The organism is Kribbella catacumbae DSM 19601 (assembly GCF_000372465.1).
Classification (GTDB): domain Bacteria; phylum Actinomycetota; class Actinomycetes; order Propionibacteriales; family Kribbellaceae; genus Kribbella; species Kribbella catacumbae.
Genome location: NZ_AQUZ01000002.1, coordinates 284,898 through 300,546, shown reverse-complemented (window position 1 = coordinate 300,546; position 15,649 = coordinate 284,898). Strand labels below are relative to the sequence as shown.

Sequence of the window (15,649 nt, the reverse complement as noted above, 5' to 3'; positions counted from 1 at the left end):
GGCGTTCTGGGCCAGTTGGCGAGCCGTGATCGGTCGCTCTGCGTCGGCGTCCACGAAGTCGTGAACGTGGAATATCGTGCCGTCGTGACCACGGACAACTGGCTGGCCGACACCCGAACCTCTTATGACACAGTCGCGGTCAGCTATGCCGACCAAGTGCGCGGCGCCCTCGCCGGACACCAGTACCTTCGCGCGGCTCTGGCGTTGTTCGCCGACAGTGTGCGGACGGCCGGCGGCGGACCGGTCGCGGACGTCGGCTGCGGCCCCGGGGAGGTCACCGCCCACCTGCATCAGCTCGGTGTCGACGCCTTCGGTATCGACGTCTCCCCGGGGATGATCGACGTGGCCCGGCGCGACCACCCCGGCCTGCGGTTCGAGGTGGGCTCGATGACGAACCTGGACCTCCCCGTCGGTTCGGTGGCCGGCCTGGTCGCCTGGCAGTCGTTGATCCACATCCCCGACGACGAGGTACCGACTGTGTTCGGGCACTTCCACCGGGCGTTGCGTCCCGGCGGACCCCTGCAGCTCCTGTTTCACGTCGGCGACGAGTCGCAGTTGAAGACGGAGGGCTATGGCGGTCATCCGATGAAGGTCCATGTCCACCGCCGTCAGCCTGACCAGGTGGCATCCTGGCTGCGCAATGCCGGATTCGTGGTCGATGCCCAGATGCTGCTCGACCCGGACGCGAAAGCTCAGCAAGCGATTCTCTTCGCACGCAGTAACTCCTAGCTTCATGGCTGGTCCTCTCCGGCGAGCAGCAGGGTGTCGTGCTCGGCGACGATGCGGTGGACAACGGCCAGGGAGACCACCGGCTGGTAGGAGATCGCGACCAACGTCAAGGACGGCACCGAGTACTACTTCAAGTTCAAGTCCTACGGAAAGTGGTACGGCCTCGTCGCCGACTGAGCATCGCCGCGGAGCAGGCACGCCTCGAGCTGGGCGTGCATGCTCCGCCGGCCGGCTGGAATGGTCTCGCGTAGGTACACGCGGGTCTTGGAGGTCGGGTCTCCCCCGGCGTAAAGCTTGGACCTCAGCTCGCCGGGCGCGGATCACTCTCATTCCGTCTATCGCCTGACGCCGTCCCACTGGCTGGGCATCAACGGCAGCATGGAATGCTGGAGGGATCTTTGGCTCTTGAAGGGTGTCCATGTCCAACGTGCCGGTTGCTCGCCCGAAGATCGTTTGTCTGTGCGGTTCCCTGCGCTTCAGCAGGGAGTTTGCGACCGAGCGCACGCGCTTGACGGTCGATCTGGCGATCGTCCTGGCTCCGGAGGCCACCGAGGCGCCTGTGCTGGATCCTTTGCTCGTGCGGGCCTTGGGCGAGCTGCACCTCCGCAGGATCGACCTCGCAGATGAGGTACGAATCGTGAACCCCGGTGGCTACATCGGGGAGGCCACCCGCCGCGAGATCGCGTACGCCAACGCATTGGGCAAGCCCGTCACGTACTTCCACGAACTGGCGATGGGGGACAGCTAGTCGGTTTCTCTGACCCGACCGGCAGTACATCACCTAGTGTCGCGGATCTCCTGGCGGATCACACCCTCCCGCCGATCCCACTTGCCGAATTTGGCTCCTATGGATCAAGGCGCGCCTTGATGCCGGCTAGGGCGCGTCGCCAATCCGGGCTCGTGGCCGTAGTGAGCGGGTGAAGAGGGTTTGGGTCAGCCTGGGGCGAGGAGGCAGAACTCGTTGCCCTCTGGGTCGGCCATGACCGTCCAGGGGACATCGCCCTGGCCTACGTCGGCGGGTGTTGCGCCGAGATCCTTGAGGCGAGTGACTACCTCCGCCTGATGGGCCGCGGAGGTGGTGGCGAGGTCGACGTGCACGCGGTTCTTCACCGTCTTGGGTTCCGGGGAGGCGATGAGGTCGAGGCAGACGGCGACGGGGTCGGGGTAGACGAAGCCCTCGGGTTCGAGATTGGTCACGCCGGGTCCCTCGCTGGAGACTGTCCAGCCGAGCGCCTCCGCCCAGAAACTGCCCAGCGCGGAGTCGTCCCGAGCCTTCATGTTGATTTGCACAAGCCGCGTTGCCATGCCGACGATGCTAGCGGCGGTCTGGCAAGCGATGGCCGGTGTGCAACCAAATCGGGGCCTCGAGCACCCCCGGGCTCACTGGGCCAGGTACCGCTGGGTGACCCACTGGGCGACATGAACGCGCGACGGCATACCGAGCTTGCGCATCACGTGCCGAACGTGGTTCGTTGCCGTCCACTCGGCGATGTTCAGCCGGTTCGCAATCTGACGGTTGGTCAGTCCGTTCGCGACCAGTACGACGACTTCCCGTTCGCGCGCGGTGAGTGACGTGCCCTGGAACACATCGGCCGGTGTGCGGTCCGAGTCGATGCGTTCCGTCCGAGCGGCCGCCTCGGTCCAGGCGGGTTGCTCAACCAGTCCGGCATCCTCGTCCAGCAAGGTCGGCAGCGGGAGCGTCTTCCCCGCGATGCAGGCGTTGTCGAAGGCAACGGTCCCCAGCCGTTGCCGCAGGTGCTGCAGCGCGCGGTCGACGTACGTCAGGATCTCCGCGCACGCGTAGCTGTGCGTCTCGGCCCTGATCGAGCCTGCCGCCGCGATCAAGCGAACGGCCGCCTGATCTGTCGGAGGCCGGCGGCGGCCCGCGAGCACCAGGGCCAGCGCCTCCAGAGCGAACGGCGTGCCCTGATGTGTGTCCGTCTCGACCGCCTCCGACGCCACGGTCCGGCAGATCTGCTCGGCCTTCTGCTGATCCCCTCGCCGGAAGGCCATCAGCCCAGCCAGCGCGCGAGCACTGCGGGCGTTCCAGTCGTCACCGTCGTCCTCCAGCAGCGGCAACGCGAAACTGATCGCCTCGTCCACCGCCGACACGTCACCTCGCCTCATCGAGATCGTGGCCAGGTCGATGAGCACCAGCGCTGCCGCCCTGGGAGCCTCGACTGCCCGCCAGATCGCCAAGCTCTGTTCGCACAGCCTCCGGGCCGCAGGCAGATCGCCGCGGACTCTGGCGAGATTTCCCAGGCAGTTCAAGGCGGCTGCCTCACCGACCGCCTCGCCGAGGTCGTGGAAGGCCGCAACCGCGCGCCGCTGGTAGCCCTCTGCGGAGGCGTACTTCCCGACCGCCATCGCCAGCATGCCGGCGGCATGCAGAGCCTCGGCACCGAGCTTGCTGTCCGTGCGAACCGAGCCGTCCGCCAGCGTCTCCTCCAGCATCTGCAGGCCCTCACACAAGTGGCCCTGACTGAACATGAACCGCCACATCCCAGTCGCCAGCGCAAGCGCAGCATCGGCGTCACCGCGGGCCCGCAGGTGCTGATAGGCCACCCGGGCGTTGGCCTGGTCCGACGTCAGCCGGCGAACATGCGCGGCGCGTCGTCCGCCGCGAAGATCCTGCTCGGCTTCGGCGACCAGTCGCAGGACGTACTCGGCGTGCCGGTCGCGCACCTCTTGCTCGTCATCGGTGCTCCGCAGTCGCTCGACGCAGAACGCCCTGGTCGTATGCAACTGATCGAACCGCGGCTCGCCGTCAGCACCGACGGACGAAGTCAACATCCCCTTGTCCAGCAGGGCTTCCAGCAACTCGTCTCCGCGAGGCTGAGTCAGCTGTACGACGGCCACCACGGCCGCCGCGTTGAAGCCGCCCGCGAAAACCCCGAGCCTGATGAGTAGGTCGCGCTCCTCCTTGGTCAGCAACTGGTAGCCCCAGAGGATCGCCGCCCGCATGGTCTGCTGGCGACGTGGTACGTCGGTCAGTTCGAGGCGCAGGATGTCGATACCGTCGCGCAGCCTGGCCAGCAGGGCAGGTGGACCGAACAGCCGGAGCTTCGTCGCGGCGAGCTCGATGGCCAGTGGCAGTCCGTCGACGAGCCGGCAGATCTCGGCCACGTCGCCCACGTTGTCGTCGGTCAGGGCGAAATCCGGTGCGACGGCCCGGGCCCGCTGCACGAAGAGTGCGATCGAGGGGACCGCCGCAATCTCGGCCAACGGCACGCGCAAGGAGTGCACCAGCGGCAGCGGCCGGACCGGGTACAACCGCTCACCGTAGATCTGCAGCGGCTGACGACTCGTGGTCAAGACTCGCAGACCGCGACAGTGCGAGAGCAGACTGGTCAGCAGGTCGGCAACGCCGTCCGCGACCTGCTCGCAGTTGTCGAGCACCAGCAGCAGTTCGCGATCTCGCAACCCGTCATGGAGGTTGTCCGGGTGCTGGGAGCTGCTGGCGAACACGGCCCGGCAGGCAGCCGCGACCGCGCCGGTGATCTGGCTCGGCTCGGACAGCGACGCGAGTTCGACCGGCCAGGCGCCGTCCCGGAACCCTGCCCGCACATCGCCGACCACAGCCTGAGCCAGCCGGGTCTTGCCGGTACCGCCGGGGCCGGTGAGGGTGACCAGCTGGGCCGCGCCTTGAACGATCTGCCGAAGCGCGGCGCGCTCGTCGTCACGGCCGACCATCTGGTTGGGCGGGTGCACGCCGGCCGCCCAGGCTGCGGCCGCCGGGCCGATCCGCTCCGAGGAACCACGGCCGCCGGCCTGCGGGTCGCCTGGCAGGCCCAGGCCTGCCGTATCACGTTGCCTGGCCACTAGTGCCTCCTAGTCCAACCCCGTGCCTGGAAACTCCGCTACCGCCTCCAACGACCGTTTCATTACACTCGGTGAGGCTAGTCCCACGCTCGGTGTGTTGACCTAGTGGACAACACCCTCTCCCGTGGCCAGTTTCCGGCTCATCTCGCTGCGTAGCCGCCGTCGACCAGCAGGTCGGTGCCGGTGACGAACGAGGCGTTGTCGGACAAGAGGAACAGCACGGCTGCAGCGATCTCACGCGGCACTGCCATCCGGCGCATCGGCGTCGCAGCCACGAAGTCGGCCACGAATTGCGCCGGCAGCGCCACTGTCATCGGTGTCTCGACCAGGCCAGGCGAGACGGCGTTCACCCGGATCCTCGCGGCCGCGAGCTCGACAGCCGCCGCGCGGGTCATCGCTGTCACAGCGCCCTTGGCCCCGTGATACGCGAACGCAGCGCCGGAGCCGACCAGACCGAATACCGAGGACACGTTCACGATCGCGCCGCCACCGGCCAGGTGCATGCACGGTACGACGGTCTGCATTCCCAGCCAAGTGCCGCGCTGACTGACATCGACGACCCGATCCCATTCATCGGCCGTGACACCGGCGAGGCCATGCCCCCCAAGGACACCGGCGTTGTTCACCAGTAGCGTGGGATAGCCGAAACACCGACGGGCAGTCCTGGTGAGCCTCGACCACTCGCCGGGGTCGGTGACGTCGGCTTTGGCCGCCACGACCCGGCCGGGGAACCCGGCCGCCTCGATCTCCGCGGCTGCCGCCTCACACCGACCACCGTCGACATCAGCGAGCACGACCCCGGCACCAGCCGCGGCCAAACCCGCAGCCACCGCACGGCCGATGCCGCTACCCGCACCTGTGACCAGGGCGCTGCGGCCGGCCAGGCCCGAGCCCGCTCGCATGGGCGTCGGTGTCACGCTGCGGCCCCGTCTGGCAGCCAGGCCAGCGCTACGGCGTACCCAGCGGCATGGCTGAGAGACACCCGCGGCACCAGGAGATTCGCTTGCCTGCGCCACCGCTCGATCGCACCGGCCAGCGATACCACCGGCGCCGACGGCGGCGTACGGAGAATCTCAATCCCCTGCCACGGAACCGGCCCGGGCCATTGCAGTGCCTCGGCGACTGCGTGCTTCGCCGCCACCCGCGCGGCCAGGTGCTCGCCGGCGCGGGCGAACCCCGCGCAGTAGGCCAACTCGGCAGGGCTCACCAGCTGCCGCCAGGCTCGATCCGTCCAAGCATCGGAGGGAACCTGGACGACGCGAACACAAACGGGAACCGGCGGTGTCAAGGGCACGGCGTCAGCACCACCGACGCGTACGTGCCGCCCCAGTTGGCCGCCGTGATCAGTGCGGCACGTCCAGCGGGATCATGGTCCGAGCCGACGTACGGCTCCAGCCCCGGCAACGGGTCTCGCAATCCCACGATCGGTGGAACCCAGCTGGTGCTCACACTCTCGGCCGCGGCGAGCACAGACATCAATGCGGTGGTGGCGTGGATGTGACCGACCTGGCCGGAGAGGTTGGCCAGTCGGGTCGAACCGGCCGGGAACACGGCGGCGACGGCCCTGGCCTCCGCCAGGTCGATCGCGGCCGTTCCCCGAGCGTCGCCGTACACGACTCCGACGTCGGCCGGCGTCAGCCCTGCCGCGGCCAGCGCGTTGCGGTGACACTGTGCCCAGGCTTCCCCGGATTCGTCGTTACCCGCCACGCGATAGGCGTCCCCGGTACTGGCGTGCCCGCGGACCTCAGCGAGGATCGTTGCCCCGCGCTGTTGCGCGTGCTCCAACGACTCGAGCACCAGGGCCACCGAGCCGGCACCGAGTGCGCAACCGCTGGACTCGCGGTCGTAGGGACGGACGGCATCCGAGGCCAGTATTCCGAGGTGGTCGTAGCCGAGGTGCAGCAGCCCGGTCAGCTCGTCCGCGCTCACCGCGGCCATCACCTCCGCCTCACCCCGCCGGATCAGGTCCGACGCATAGCCGAGACCGGCGACGCCGGAGGCGCAGCCGATGGCCAGCGTGGACAAGGGCCCCTTGATCTGCAGCGAAAGGCAGGCGTGGCCGGGAGCCGCATTCATGACCGAGTTCGGGAACAGCCGTGGGTTGACCCGGTGCGGGCCCTCCGTACCGATCGTCTCGGTCAACTGCGCCACCGTTTCCAGCGGTCCGGTGCAGGTGCCGAACACCATCCCGACCTCGGTCGCGTTCTGGCGGGTGATCTGGTACGCCGCATCCGAGAAGGCGTCTCGCGTCGCAGCCAGCACCAACGCGCCTAGCTGGTCGAGCCGACGGGCGTAGGAAGGGTTGATCCAGCGCCGGTAGTTCTGGTCGGTGATCTCAGCCGCGAGCCGGCTTGCGGCCTGGCTGGTGTCGATCCGGGTCGCCGGCGCGATAGCGACCGTGCCTGTCCGCAGGCCGGTGATCAGGCCCTCGCGACCCAGGCCTACCGGCGAAACCACGCCGGCACCGGTGATCACAACCCGGCGGTCGGGCCGCTGCGGCCCTGATTTGAGGCTCCGGCCGAGGACCAGCGAGCAGTTGTTGCCGCCGAAGGCGAACGAGTTCGAAACCACCAGGTCGATATCGGCCGGGCGCGAGGCGTTCGGCACGATGTCGTACGCCGGGCTGTCGGCCGAAGCGTCCACATTCACTGTCGGCGGCAGGATCTGCTCGCGCAGCGCCAACGCGCAGACGGCAGCCTCCAACGCACCGGCCGCGCCGAGTGTGTGGCCGACCTGCGACTTGGTGCTGCTCATTGGCGGCACCTTCTGGCCGCCGAACAGCGCCGTCACGGCCTTGGGCTCGGAGCTGTCGTTCGCCGGGGTCCCGGTGCCGTGACCGTTCACGTAGTCGACGTCCGCCGGCGTGTACCCAGCCTGCTCCAGCGCGCGTCGCATCGATCTCAACGCTCCGCCGCCCACTGGATCCGGAGCAGTCGCATGGTGCGCGTCACTGGTCAGCGCGTAGCCCAGCACGTAACCCAGCACCCGCGCGCCACGCGATTGGGCCAACTGCGCGGACTCGAGTACCAGGAAGGCGGCGCCCTCGCCGATGTTGAGTCCGCTGCTGCGTGAGTACGGCGCGCACGGCTGGTCGTCGAGGGCCTTCAGACTGTCGAACCCTGCCAGCGAGAGCATGTCGAGCACGTCCACGCCACCGGCCAGCATCACATCGGCCCGGCCTTCCCGGATCGCGTCCAACGCCCAGCCGATCGAGTTGGCGCCGGCCGCACAGGCGTTGGAAATCACCACCTTCGGGCCCTTCAGTCCGAAGGCCGCGCTGACCGCATCGGTCGACGTGTACAGCGGGTACACCAGCAGATGATGCTTCGAGGCGCCGGCGACGCCGTCGCGGAGCAGTTGCCAGTGGTACTGCTCACCGGCGTCGAGGCCACCGACCGACGTACCCATCGCGATCCCGACCCGGTACGGATCGAACGCGGCGATGTCGAGTTTGGCATCCTCGATCGCCTCTGCCGCGGTACTCAGCGCCAGGCTGATCGCACGATCGATCCGCCCCCGGCCCTTGATCGGCGGGACCGGGACCTCCCCGACCTCGCCGGAGTACTGGCAACTCAGCGTCGAGGTGTCCAGCCGCCGGGTCCGGTCGATTCCGCTCGCGGCATCGCGCACCCCGGCCCAGACCGACTCGGCCCCGGTACCCAGCGCGCAGGTCACCCCGATGCCGGTAATGGCTACACCTGTGGCGTTCATGTGCTCTCCTCACGCGCGCCGGTTGCGTTCATTCGAGCGGTACGCCGAAGCTGGTGGCGACCAGGAACGGTGCTGCAGTGGTTCGGATCGGCCGGGTGAGCTGCTCAACGGTCAGCTTGAGACCGGCCGCCGCCACATCGGCGTCGACCCGGGCAGTGCCGATCACCCGACCGAGTCGGGGTGAGTACACCGCGTGGGCGACGGCACCCACCGATTCGTCCTCCACCACCAGCCGGCTGCCGGGGTCCGGGATCGCCTGCAGCCGATCGGAGGCGATCCAGCAGACCGGACGGCGCGGCGGACCAGCCTCCCAGTGCGCGACGAGAGCCTCCTTGCCGATGAAGTCGTGCCCGAAATCGACCATCCATTGCAGGCCGGCCTCGAACGGCGTCACGCCGGCCGCCTCCTGTTCCAGGTTCGCGAACCGCATCTCCATCCGGCAGACGTTCAGGGCTGCCAGGCCGGCCTGCCGCGCACCGAGATCGACCAGGTGCTCACGCAACTCGTTGCCTGCAGCAACCGGAACGTGCAGTTTGTAGCCGTATTCGCCGGTGACGCCGGTGCGGCTCACGAGGAGCTCCAGGTCGTCGCGCCAGGGCGTCGTGACGAAGCCGGCGTACGACAGCGAGGTGATCGGGAACGGCAGGAACTTCTGCGCGATCGCAGGCGCCTGCGGACCCTCGATGCCGAAGACGCAGAACTCGTCGCCGACATCTTGCACGGTCACGTCGTGCGCACCGGTGTTGCCGGCGGCAACCAGGTACTCGGTCGCGGCGGCCGCCTGCGCCGGCCAGATCTCGATGAGATAGTCGGCGCCGTGGCAGTGGATCAACACCTCGGCCAGCACTGAACCGTCCGAGTTCAGCAGCAGCGCCGAAGAGATCTGCCCCTCGAGCAGGAAGTCGACGCTGCGGGTCGACACCTGGCTGAGGAAGGGCGCGGCGCCGCTACCGGCGATCCGGAGCAGGCCGAGGCCGGTGTAGTCGAGCAGCCCGCACGCGCTGCGCAGCAATTCGTATTCGGCAACGGTGTCGGAGTAAACGCTCTGCATGGTTCTCCCCTTCATTCGCTGTTATCCCGTTCGGTGACGACGAGCCGGGTCGTCATCACCACATCGCGGCCGACCGACGCCTGGCCGGTCACCGACATGAGGTCGCCCATCCTGGGACCGGCCTGTGCCCGGACGACCACTTGATCGCCGGGCAGCACAGTGCGCAGGAACTTGGCCTGTTTGATCTCCGCGAGGTAGCCGACCCGCTCCGCGACGTCGGCCACCAGCTCACCGGTACTCCGGGTCGCCGCCGCGCTGCCGTAGATCACAGCGGCGAGCTGCGCGACACACTCGACGAGCAGCACGCCCGGGTACAGCATCCGGCCGGGAAAGTGGCCGGCCAGCACCGGATCGGAGGCGGTGACGTTCTTGATCGCCTCTGCCCGTACGCCGGGCTCGACCGAGGTGACCCGGTCCAGCAGGGAGAACGGGTACCGGTGCGGAAGCAGTCGCGCGATCTCGTCGGCCGACAGACCACCTGGTCGCGCGGACGGCGTCGCGGCCGCACTCGTCACCGGTTGCCCGCCACGTAGTCGACGAGACGGTTGAGCGAGAGCAGGCTCTCGGTGTCGTCGTCGGTGATCATCACACCGAACTTCTCCTCCACAGCCATCGCCAGTTCGAGGGTGTCGATGGAGTCGAGCTCGAGTCCTCTGCCGAACAGCGGCTGGTCGTCTCCGATCAGCTCCGGATCCACCGCGAGGCCGAGCCGGTCCACCAGCAGGTGTTTGACCTCACCGCACAGGACCTGCCGAGCCTTTGCGGCTGTCTTCGTCTCTTCCAGCGTTGCCACCATGTGGGCCTCTCCTATCGCTTGTCGGATCGCCGTGGTCGTGGGGTTGCACTCAGCAGGTCATGCCACCGTCGATGACGACGGACGCTCCGGTGACATAGGCGGACTCGGCGCCGAGCAGGAACCGCACGGCCGGTGCTACATCCGCCGGCGTCCCGATCCGGCCCAGTGGTACCCGCTCCACGAAGGCGTTCAGCTGGTCCTGCGGCATCGAGCGCGTCATCGCGGTGTCGATGAAGCCTGGGACCACCGCGTTGACCCGCACGCCATAGCTGCCGAGCTCCTTGGCCAGCACCCGGACCATGGCCAGCACACCTGCTTTGGACGCGGCGTAGTTCACCTGCCCGGCCGGGGCGTTCACACCGCTGGTGGAGGCAACCGCGACGATCGCGCCAGTACGCCGTACCGCCATCAACCGGGCTGCCGCACGGCAGACCAGGAACGACCCGGTGAGGTTCGTGTCCAGGACGGACCGCCACTTCTGCTCGCCCATCATCAGCGCGTAGCCGTCACTCGCGATGCCGGCGTTGCTGACCAGGCCGTCCAGCCTGCCGTGATCGGCGCGGATCCGGCGGAACATCCGGTCCACCTCGGCAGGCTCGGCGACATCGGCCTGGACCAGCTCCGCGTCCGGCTGCAGCTCGCGGACCTGATCGAGCGCCTGCTTGGCCTGCTCGAGGTCGCGCCGATAGTTCAGTAGCACCCGGCTGCCGGCGGCGGCCAGGTCCATGGCGACGCCGAGACCTATCCCCTTGGTGGCGCCGGTCACCAGGACCACCTGTCCGGACAGGCTCATGCCTGGCTCACCGCCAGCGCACCGAGTGCCTCGCAACCGGTCAGATGCCTGGCGGTCCGGATCATGTTGCGCCCCAACCCGGTCAGCACCCGGCCCGGGCCGACCTCGACGAAGGTGCGGGGGCCGGTCAGGGTGAGCGACGCGACGGTGTCGGTCCAGCGCACCGGCCGGGTGATCTGCCCGCCGAGCAGCTTCCGGTACTTCTCGATGTCGTGGACCACACCACCGGTCAGGCTGGAAACGAACGGCACCCGCGGCGCTCGCAGGTCAGCCGCCGCGAGTAGCGGCGCAAGTTCACGCTCGGCCTCGGACATCAGCGGCGAGTGGTAGGCACCACCGACCGGCAGCAGTTTCACCCGCAAGGCGCCAGCCGACTGGGCGGCGTCGACCACTCCGCCAACCTCATCAGTTGTCCCTGAGACAACCACCTGCCGGGGTGCATTCAGGTTCGCCATGACCACAGTGCCGCCGCCGACCGAGAATCGCGCGCACAGGTCGGTCACCTGGTCCTCCGTCAGCCCCGCGATGGCGGCCATCGCGCCCGGCTGACACCGTGCGGCATCGGCCATCGCCCGGCCTCGCCGGGCCACGATCGCCAGCGCGGCTTCCCAGCTGAGGCAGCCGGCGGCGACGAGTGCGGCGTACTCCCCGAGGCTGTGCCCGGCGACCGCGACCGGTCGGCAACCGGCGGCCGCGAGCTCGGCCGCCAGCACGCTGGACCAGACGAAGATCGTGAGCTGTGCGGCCTCGGGATCGGCCAGCGTCCGCTCGTCCGCACGGGTCATCAGCTCGCCGATGGCGACGCCGGTCAGCTGCTCCGCCTGGACGATCAGTTCGCGCGCTTCGACGCCGCAGCGGGCCAGCTCGCGGCCCATCCCGGGCCGCTGGCTGCCCTGACCGGGAAATACGAACGCTGTGTCGATCATCGCGCCGCCTCCGCCTCGGTGGCGACCGCCCAGCACAGGTCGAGATCGGGACCGAGTGCATCGCCGGCGGGCAGGACGCCCCCGGTCAGAACGACCCGGTGGTCGTCGGCCCAGCGAGCCAGCTCTCCCCGCAGCTCGATAGGTCGGACACCATCGGTGCCGGCCCTGGCGACGATGATGTCGCGGTAGCAGGCGCCGGCCGGCAGACCGCGGACCACCTTGACCACGCACTCCTTGATCCCGAACAACCGGGCCAGGCGCGCCAGTTCCGCCGTACCGGGCAGTTGCTCGCACTCGGGCGTAGCGGCCACGGATGCTGCGGCCCATTCGGCGTCGTCGAAAATTCGTCGCAGCCACGCCGGACCTGTGCGCCGTGCTGCCAGCGCGAACCGCTGCTGGTCCAGCAGGTCGACACCGGCACCGCGCAACCGGCCTGCAGGAACCCGGCAGGCATCGATGGCAGAAATCATGAATTGCTCCCAACACGCGCTGAATCGAGGGGCGGGCCGGCTCGGCTATTTACCTTCCGAGCACTTGTTAGCGCGGGACAGGACGGAATGCTAGGAATCGTTTCGCCGGACTGTCAAGGAATACTCATATGACTGATTCCTGCTAGCTCGGAAATGCAGTCGAGGGATAGCAGGGATCAGCCATGGCGGCTCTGATTGCTTGACACCACGACAACCCGGACACCAATCTTGGCGCAGCCCGTACGGCCGGCCCGAAATCGTTGAGAGTCGCAGCATACGAGATTTATGGAAATTCTTTCATTTTTTTCTCAATCGAGCGGAAGGAAACGGCCTATGCCGCGCTGGGTCGAGACTGCGCCCCGGATCATGCGCCAGGCATTCGTGGAGACGAATGTCCGGGTCCGCTGGTCCGAGTGCGATCTGCAGCGCCACGCCTACTACGGCAACTACATGACCTGGTGCGACCTGGGCCGCGAGGCATTCGCCCTGGCCGCCGGCGTCGACTACCAGGACTACCTGGTCACCACCACCGAATTCCATATCCGATTCCATGCGCCGGCCCACTACCTCGACGACCTGCTGATCCGGACCTGGACCGCGCCGCTCACCATCCGGCTCGACTGTAATTACGAGATCTATCGCAAAACCGGCGGGCAACTGATCGCCGAGGCGAAGTCACAACACGCACTGGTCGACCCGGAGAGAGGACTTCGCCTGCGCGGCCCGGCGGCTTGGCACGAGAAATTCGAGGCATTTCTCGAAAATCGGAAGGCTTCTTTATGAATCAGCTACCGACCGATCAACTGGCCGCGCAATTGCGCGGTGAACTCGTCGTACCGGGCGATCCCGGTTACGAAGACGCCCGCCGCGTCTACAACGGCATGATCGATCGTCGGCCGGCGGTGATCGCACACTGCCGGGGCGTCGCCGATGTGGTGCACTCGGTGCGGTTCGCGGTAGAACACGCACTTCCGGTCGCGATCCGCGGCGGCGGCCACAGCGTTGCAGGCCACGGGACCTGCGACGACGGTCTGCTGGTCGACCTGTCCGGCATGCGCGACGTCCGCGTCGATCCGGTGGCGCGAACCGTACGGGTCTCGGGTGGTGCCACTCTGGCTGACCTGGATGCCAACACCCAGCTGTTCGGCCTGGCGACACCCAGCGGCCAGGTTTCGATGACCGGAATCGCAGGGCTGGCTTTGACCGGTGGCATGGGCATGCTGCAACGTCGCTACGGCCTGACCTGCGACAACCTTCTGTCCGCCGACGTGGTCACCGCCGACGGCACGGTCGTCACCGCCAGTGCCGACAGCCACCCGGAGCTGTTCTGGGCGTTGCGTGGCGGTGGCGGCAACTTCGGCGTGGTGACCTCGTTCGAGTTCCGCTGCCATCCGGTCGGTCCGACCATCCTCGCGGGCATGGTCGCCTGGCCGGTGGAACAAGCGCCCGAGGTGCTGGCCTTCCTGCGGGACTTCATCGTGACCACTCCCGAAGAACTGAGCGCGGATGCGGTCATCCAGTTCGCCCCGCCGCTCGACGTCATCCCCGAGGAACACCGCGGCCGCCGGCTGATCGGGATCTTCTTGCGGTACTTCGGCGCCGACCTCGACCCCGAGGTGGTGCGGCCGGTCCAGGAGTTCGGCTCGCCGGTGCTCGACTTCATCTACCCGATGCCGTACGTCGCGGTGCAGCAACTGCTCGACCCGTTGAACCCGAACGGCAACCTGCACTACTGGACCGGGGAATACCTTCCCGAACTGGGCACCAAACAGATCGAAACCCTGGCCTCGTACGGCGCCACCCTGCCCACCGACCACTCGATCATGCAGGTGATCCCGTTCGACTCCGCCGTGACCAGGGTCGAGCCGGACGCGACCGCGTTCAGCCACCGGCAGGACAGCTGGCTGATCCACGTCATGGGCCAGTGGACAGACCCCGCGGACACCAACCGCTGCCGGACCTGGGTCAAGCAGGCGGGTGCGGACCTGCGGGCGATCGGATCCGGTGACAGCTACCTCAACCTGGTCACCGAGGACGAGGACGTGGACCGGGTGAGTGCATTCTGGAACGAGGAGCGGCTGGAACGGCTCGCGAAGGTGAAAGCGCGCTACGACCCACAAAACACGTTCCGGTTCAACCACAACATCAAGCCGCAGCCTGCTTGATCTGCCCCGCATGACGAAGGCCCCTGACCGCGGCGGCATCCTGCTTCACGATGATCCGGCGGCCCGCCGCGGTGAGGGGTGGGCCGCCGGATCAGTGGGTTAGCGCCCGGTGGCGAAGAAGGTTGCGAAGACCTTCTGGAGCGCGAGTGAGTCGACCAGGGTCGGGTTGGCGCTGGTCTGGTTGCTCCAGCCGTAGGTGTAGTCCATCACCGGGGACGGCACGAGCCGCTTCCACTCGGTCAGGATCGCGTGCGCCTGAGCCGCTGTCGGCAGGTTGTAGTAGTGGCTCGTCGTCCGCTCCTGGCCGAATGCCTGGTACACGGGCACGATGGCTGTCAGCGGGATACCCGCCGCCCGAGCCGCGGAGACCTTCTCGCCGATCTTGCGCAGGTCACACTGAGGGTTGGCGATCGAACAGGGGTACGGGTCGAGGCCGACCAGATCGACATGGCTGCTCGCCGGCGCGAACGGCTTGTAGTCGGCGATCTTGCTGAGCACGATGAATGACTTCTGCCGCCCGCCGCTCGCGGCGCGAATGTAGTCCGCGCGCGACCGCAGCGCCGCAGGACCGCCTGGGCAGTTCGCGATGTGCGGCTCGTCGGACAGGTAGTAGCCGAACACCTTCGGGTTCGAGGCGAGGGCGTCGACCTTGGCCTTGAAGGTGCTGTCGGCCGGGGTCGGGCACTTCTGACCCAGCCAGAACACTGACTGCACCCCGGTCGGCAATGTGCTCAGACTGGAGACCGACGCCTTGTCTGCCAAGTTGTACCCGAGGGCGAAGGGGGCGGTCGCTCCCTTGAGATTGGTGACGAAATGCCGGGTCGGCGTCGGTGTCGCCGTCTGGGCCTCCGCCTGCGCTCCACCAGAGTTGGCGGTCAGGGCGACGACGAGGCTGGCCAGCAGAGCGAGCAGGCTGGCACCGAGGGTGATCTTGGTCGTTCGCGTCATGGGCGGCGCCTCTCGCCGCGGGTCGCGACAAGGAAGGAGAACGACGGGTGAGCGGGGATGGCGGACATGCAGCAACCTCTCGGGGCGCGTCGGATTACCGGACGGAGGGGGCCCATCCGGTCGGCAGATGACCGTCGGCGGTCGCGCTGCGCCCCAGTTCCGCAGCAGCCGCGTCACGGTGACTCAGGGGCGATTCCCCAGATCACATCGCCCTCTCTGCCTGGCGCGTGACCTTACC

At 68.0% G+C, this 15,649-nt stretch carries 16 protein-coding genes; 4 read left to right on the top strand and 12 right to left on the bottom strand.

Going from position 1 to position 15,649, the window contains the following annotated elements; genetic code table 11:
• The first annotated feature begins 84 nt into the window (after positions 1-84).
• A complete protein-coding gene (locus A3ES_RS0103570; protein ID WP_040454000.1) occupies positions 85-729 on the top strand; it encodes a class I SAM-dependent DNA methyltransferase in 645 nt (214 codons plus the stop codon).
• Positions 730-1,147: 418 nt separating this feature from the next.
• Positions 1,148-1,477, top strand: a complete 330-nt coding sequence (locus A3ES_RS0103560; protein ID WP_020385403.1) for a hypothetical protein — start codon at positions 1,148-1,150, stop codon at positions 1,475-1,477.
• Between the two features lie 185 nt (positions 1,478-1,662).
• Here A3ES_RS0103560 and A3ES_RS46145 read toward each other — a convergent pair whose 3' ends face one another.
• The 11 genes from A3ES_RS46145 to A3ES_RS0103505 all read right to left on the bottom strand — a co-directional run bounded on the left by A3ES_RS46145 (position 1,663) and on the right by A3ES_RS0103505 (position 12,298).
• On the bottom strand, positions 1,663-2,034 hold the full coding sequence (locus A3ES_RS46145; RefSeq protein ID WP_020385402.1) for a VOC family protein: 372 nt from the start codon (positions 2,032-2,034) through the stop codon (positions 1,663-1,665).
• Positions 2,035-2,109: 75 nt separating this feature from the next.
• The gene (locus A3ES_RS0103550) at positions 2,110-4,551 is read right to left on the bottom strand and encodes a helix-turn-helix transcriptional regulator (RefSeq protein ID WP_020385401.1); all 2,442 of its coding nucleotides are present in this window, start codon (positions 4,549-4,551) and stop codon (positions 2,110-2,112) included.
• 140 nt (positions 4,552-4,691) lie between these two features.
• Positions 4,692-5,453 (bottom strand): SDR family NAD(P)-dependent oxidoreductase, encoded by a 762-nt coding sequence (locus tag A3ES_RS0103545; protein ID WP_020385400.1) that lies wholly within the window; start codon positions 5,451-5,453, stop codon positions 4,692-4,694.
• A gap of 11 nt (positions 5,454-5,464) precedes the next feature.
• Entirely contained in the window at positions 5,465-5,758 is a 294-nt protein-coding gene (locus A3ES_RS46140) for a holo-ACP synthase (RefSeq protein WP_020385399.1), read from the bottom strand.
• 77 nt (positions 5,759-5,835) lie between these two features.
• Positions 5,836-8,262, bottom strand: coding sequence for a beta-ketoacyl-[acyl-carrier-protein] synthase family protein (locus tag A3ES_RS0103535; protein WP_020385398.1), 2,427 nt, complete (start codon positions 8,260-8,262; stop codon positions 5,836-5,838).
• Between the two features lie 28 nt (positions 8,263-8,290).
• Entirely contained in the window at positions 8,291-9,313 is a 1,023-nt protein-coding gene (locus tag A3ES_RS0103530; RefSeq protein WP_020385397.1) for a glycine cleavage T C-terminal barrel domain-containing protein, read from the bottom strand.
• 11 nt (positions 9,314-9,324) lie between these two features.
• Complete coding sequence (gene fabZ, locus A3ES_RS0103525; RefSeq protein WP_020385396.1) at positions 9,325-9,828, bottom strand: 3-hydroxyacyl-ACP dehydratase FabZ; 504 nt, start codon at positions 9,826-9,828, stop codon at positions 9,325-9,327.
• Complete coding sequence (locus tag A3ES_RS0103520; RefSeq protein ID WP_020385395.1) at positions 9,825-10,109, bottom strand: phosphopantetheine-binding protein; 285 nt, start codon at positions 10,107-10,109, stop codon at positions 9,825-9,827. The genes fabZ and A3ES_RS0103520 overlap by 4 nt, the downstream gene beginning before the upstream one ends.
• 49 nt (positions 10,110-10,158) lie before the next feature.
• Positions 10,159-10,902, bottom strand: a complete 744-nt coding sequence (locus A3ES_RS0103515) for an SDR family oxidoreductase (RefSeq protein ID WP_020385394.1) — start codon at positions 10,900-10,902, stop codon at positions 10,159-10,161.
• A complete protein-coding gene (locus A3ES_RS0103510; protein WP_040453898.1) occupies positions 10,899-11,828 on the bottom strand; it encodes an ACP S-malonyltransferase in 930 nt (309 codons plus the stop codon). The genes A3ES_RS0103515 and A3ES_RS0103510 overlap by 4 nt, the downstream gene beginning before the upstream one ends.
• The gene (locus tag A3ES_RS0103505) at positions 11,825-12,298 is read right to left on the bottom strand and encodes a holo-ACP synthase (RefSeq protein ID WP_020385392.1); all 474 of its coding nucleotides are present in this window, start codon (positions 12,296-12,298) and stop codon (positions 11,825-11,827) included. Before A3ES_RS0103505 ends, A3ES_RS0103510 begins: the two co-directional genes overlap by 4 nt.
• A gap of 333 nt (positions 12,299-12,631) precedes the next feature.
• Here A3ES_RS0103505 and A3ES_RS0103500 point away from each other — a divergent pair, with 333 nt between their 5' ends.
• On the top strand, positions 12,632-13,081 hold the full coding sequence (locus A3ES_RS0103500) for an acyl-CoA thioesterase (RefSeq protein ID WP_020385391.1): 450 nt from the start codon (positions 12,632-12,634) through the stop codon (positions 13,079-13,081).
• Positions 13,078-14,463: an FAD-binding oxidoreductase gene (locus A3ES_RS0103495; RefSeq protein WP_020385390.1), complete on the top strand. Its 1,386-nt coding sequence runs from the start codon at positions 13,078-13,080 to the stop codon at positions 14,461-14,463. Before A3ES_RS0103500 ends, A3ES_RS0103495 begins: the two co-directional genes overlap by 4 nt.
• A 99-nt stretch (positions 14,464-14,562) precedes the next feature.
• On the opposite strand, the gene A3ES_RS0103490 is transcribed toward A3ES_RS0103495, so the two are convergent.
• Positions 14,563-15,411: a hypothetical protein gene (locus A3ES_RS0103490; RefSeq protein ID WP_020385389.1), complete on the bottom strand. Its 849-nt coding sequence runs from the start codon at positions 15,409-15,411 to the stop codon at positions 14,563-14,565.
• Positions 15,412-15,649 lie beyond the last annotated feature (238 nt).

Excerpts from the sequence above, each read along its gene's own strand:
- A3ES_RS0103560 (WP_020385403.1), top strand. The coding sequence starts at position 1,148 with ATGTCCAACGTGCCGGTTGCTCGCCCGAAGATCGTTTGTCTGTGCGGT.
- A3ES_RS46145 (WP_020385402.1), bottom strand. The coding sequence starts at position 2,034 with ATGGCAACGCGGCTTGTGCAAATCAACATGAAGGCTCGGGACGACTCC.
- A3ES_RS0103545 (WP_020385400.1), bottom strand. The coding sequence starts at position 5,453 with ATGCGAGCGGGCTCGGGCCTGGCCGGCCGCAGCGCCCTGGTCACAGGT.
- A3ES_RS0103535 (WP_020385398.1), bottom strand. The coding sequence starts at position 8,262 with ATGAACGCCACAGGTGTAGCCATTACCGGCATCGGGGTGACCTGCGCG.
- A3ES_RS0103530 (WP_020385397.1), bottom strand. The coding sequence starts at position 9,313 with ATGCAGAGCGTTTACTCCGACACCGTTGCCGAATACGAATTGCTGCGC.
- A3ES_RS0103520 (WP_020385395.1), bottom strand. The coding sequence starts at position 10,109 with ATGGTGGCAACGCTGGAAGAGACGAAGACAGCCGCAAAGGCTCGGCAG.
- A3ES_RS0103515 (WP_020385394.1), bottom strand. The coding sequence starts at position 10,902 with ATGAGCCTGTCCGGACAGGTGGTCCTGGTGACCGGCGCCACCAAGGGG.
- A3ES_RS0103510 (WP_040453898.1), bottom strand. The coding sequence starts at position 11,828 with ATGATCGACACAGCGTTCGTATTTCCCGGTCAGGGCAGCCAGCGGCCC.
- A3ES_RS0103505 (WP_020385392.1), bottom strand. The coding sequence starts at position 12,298 with ATGATTTCTGCCATCGATGCCTGCCGGGTTCCTGCAGGCCGGTTGCGC.
- A3ES_RS0103500 (WP_020385391.1), top strand. The coding sequence starts at position 12,632 with ATGCCGCGCTGGGTCGAGACTGCGCCCCGGATCATGCGCCAGGCATTC.
- A3ES_RS0103495 (WP_020385390.1), top strand. The coding sequence starts at position 13,078 with ATGAATCAGCTACCGACCGATCAACTGGCCGCGCAATTGCGCGGTGAA.
- A3ES_RS0103490 (WP_020385389.1), bottom strand. The coding sequence starts at position 15,411 with ATGACGCGAACGACCAAGATCACCCTCGGTGCCAGCCTGCTCGCTCTG.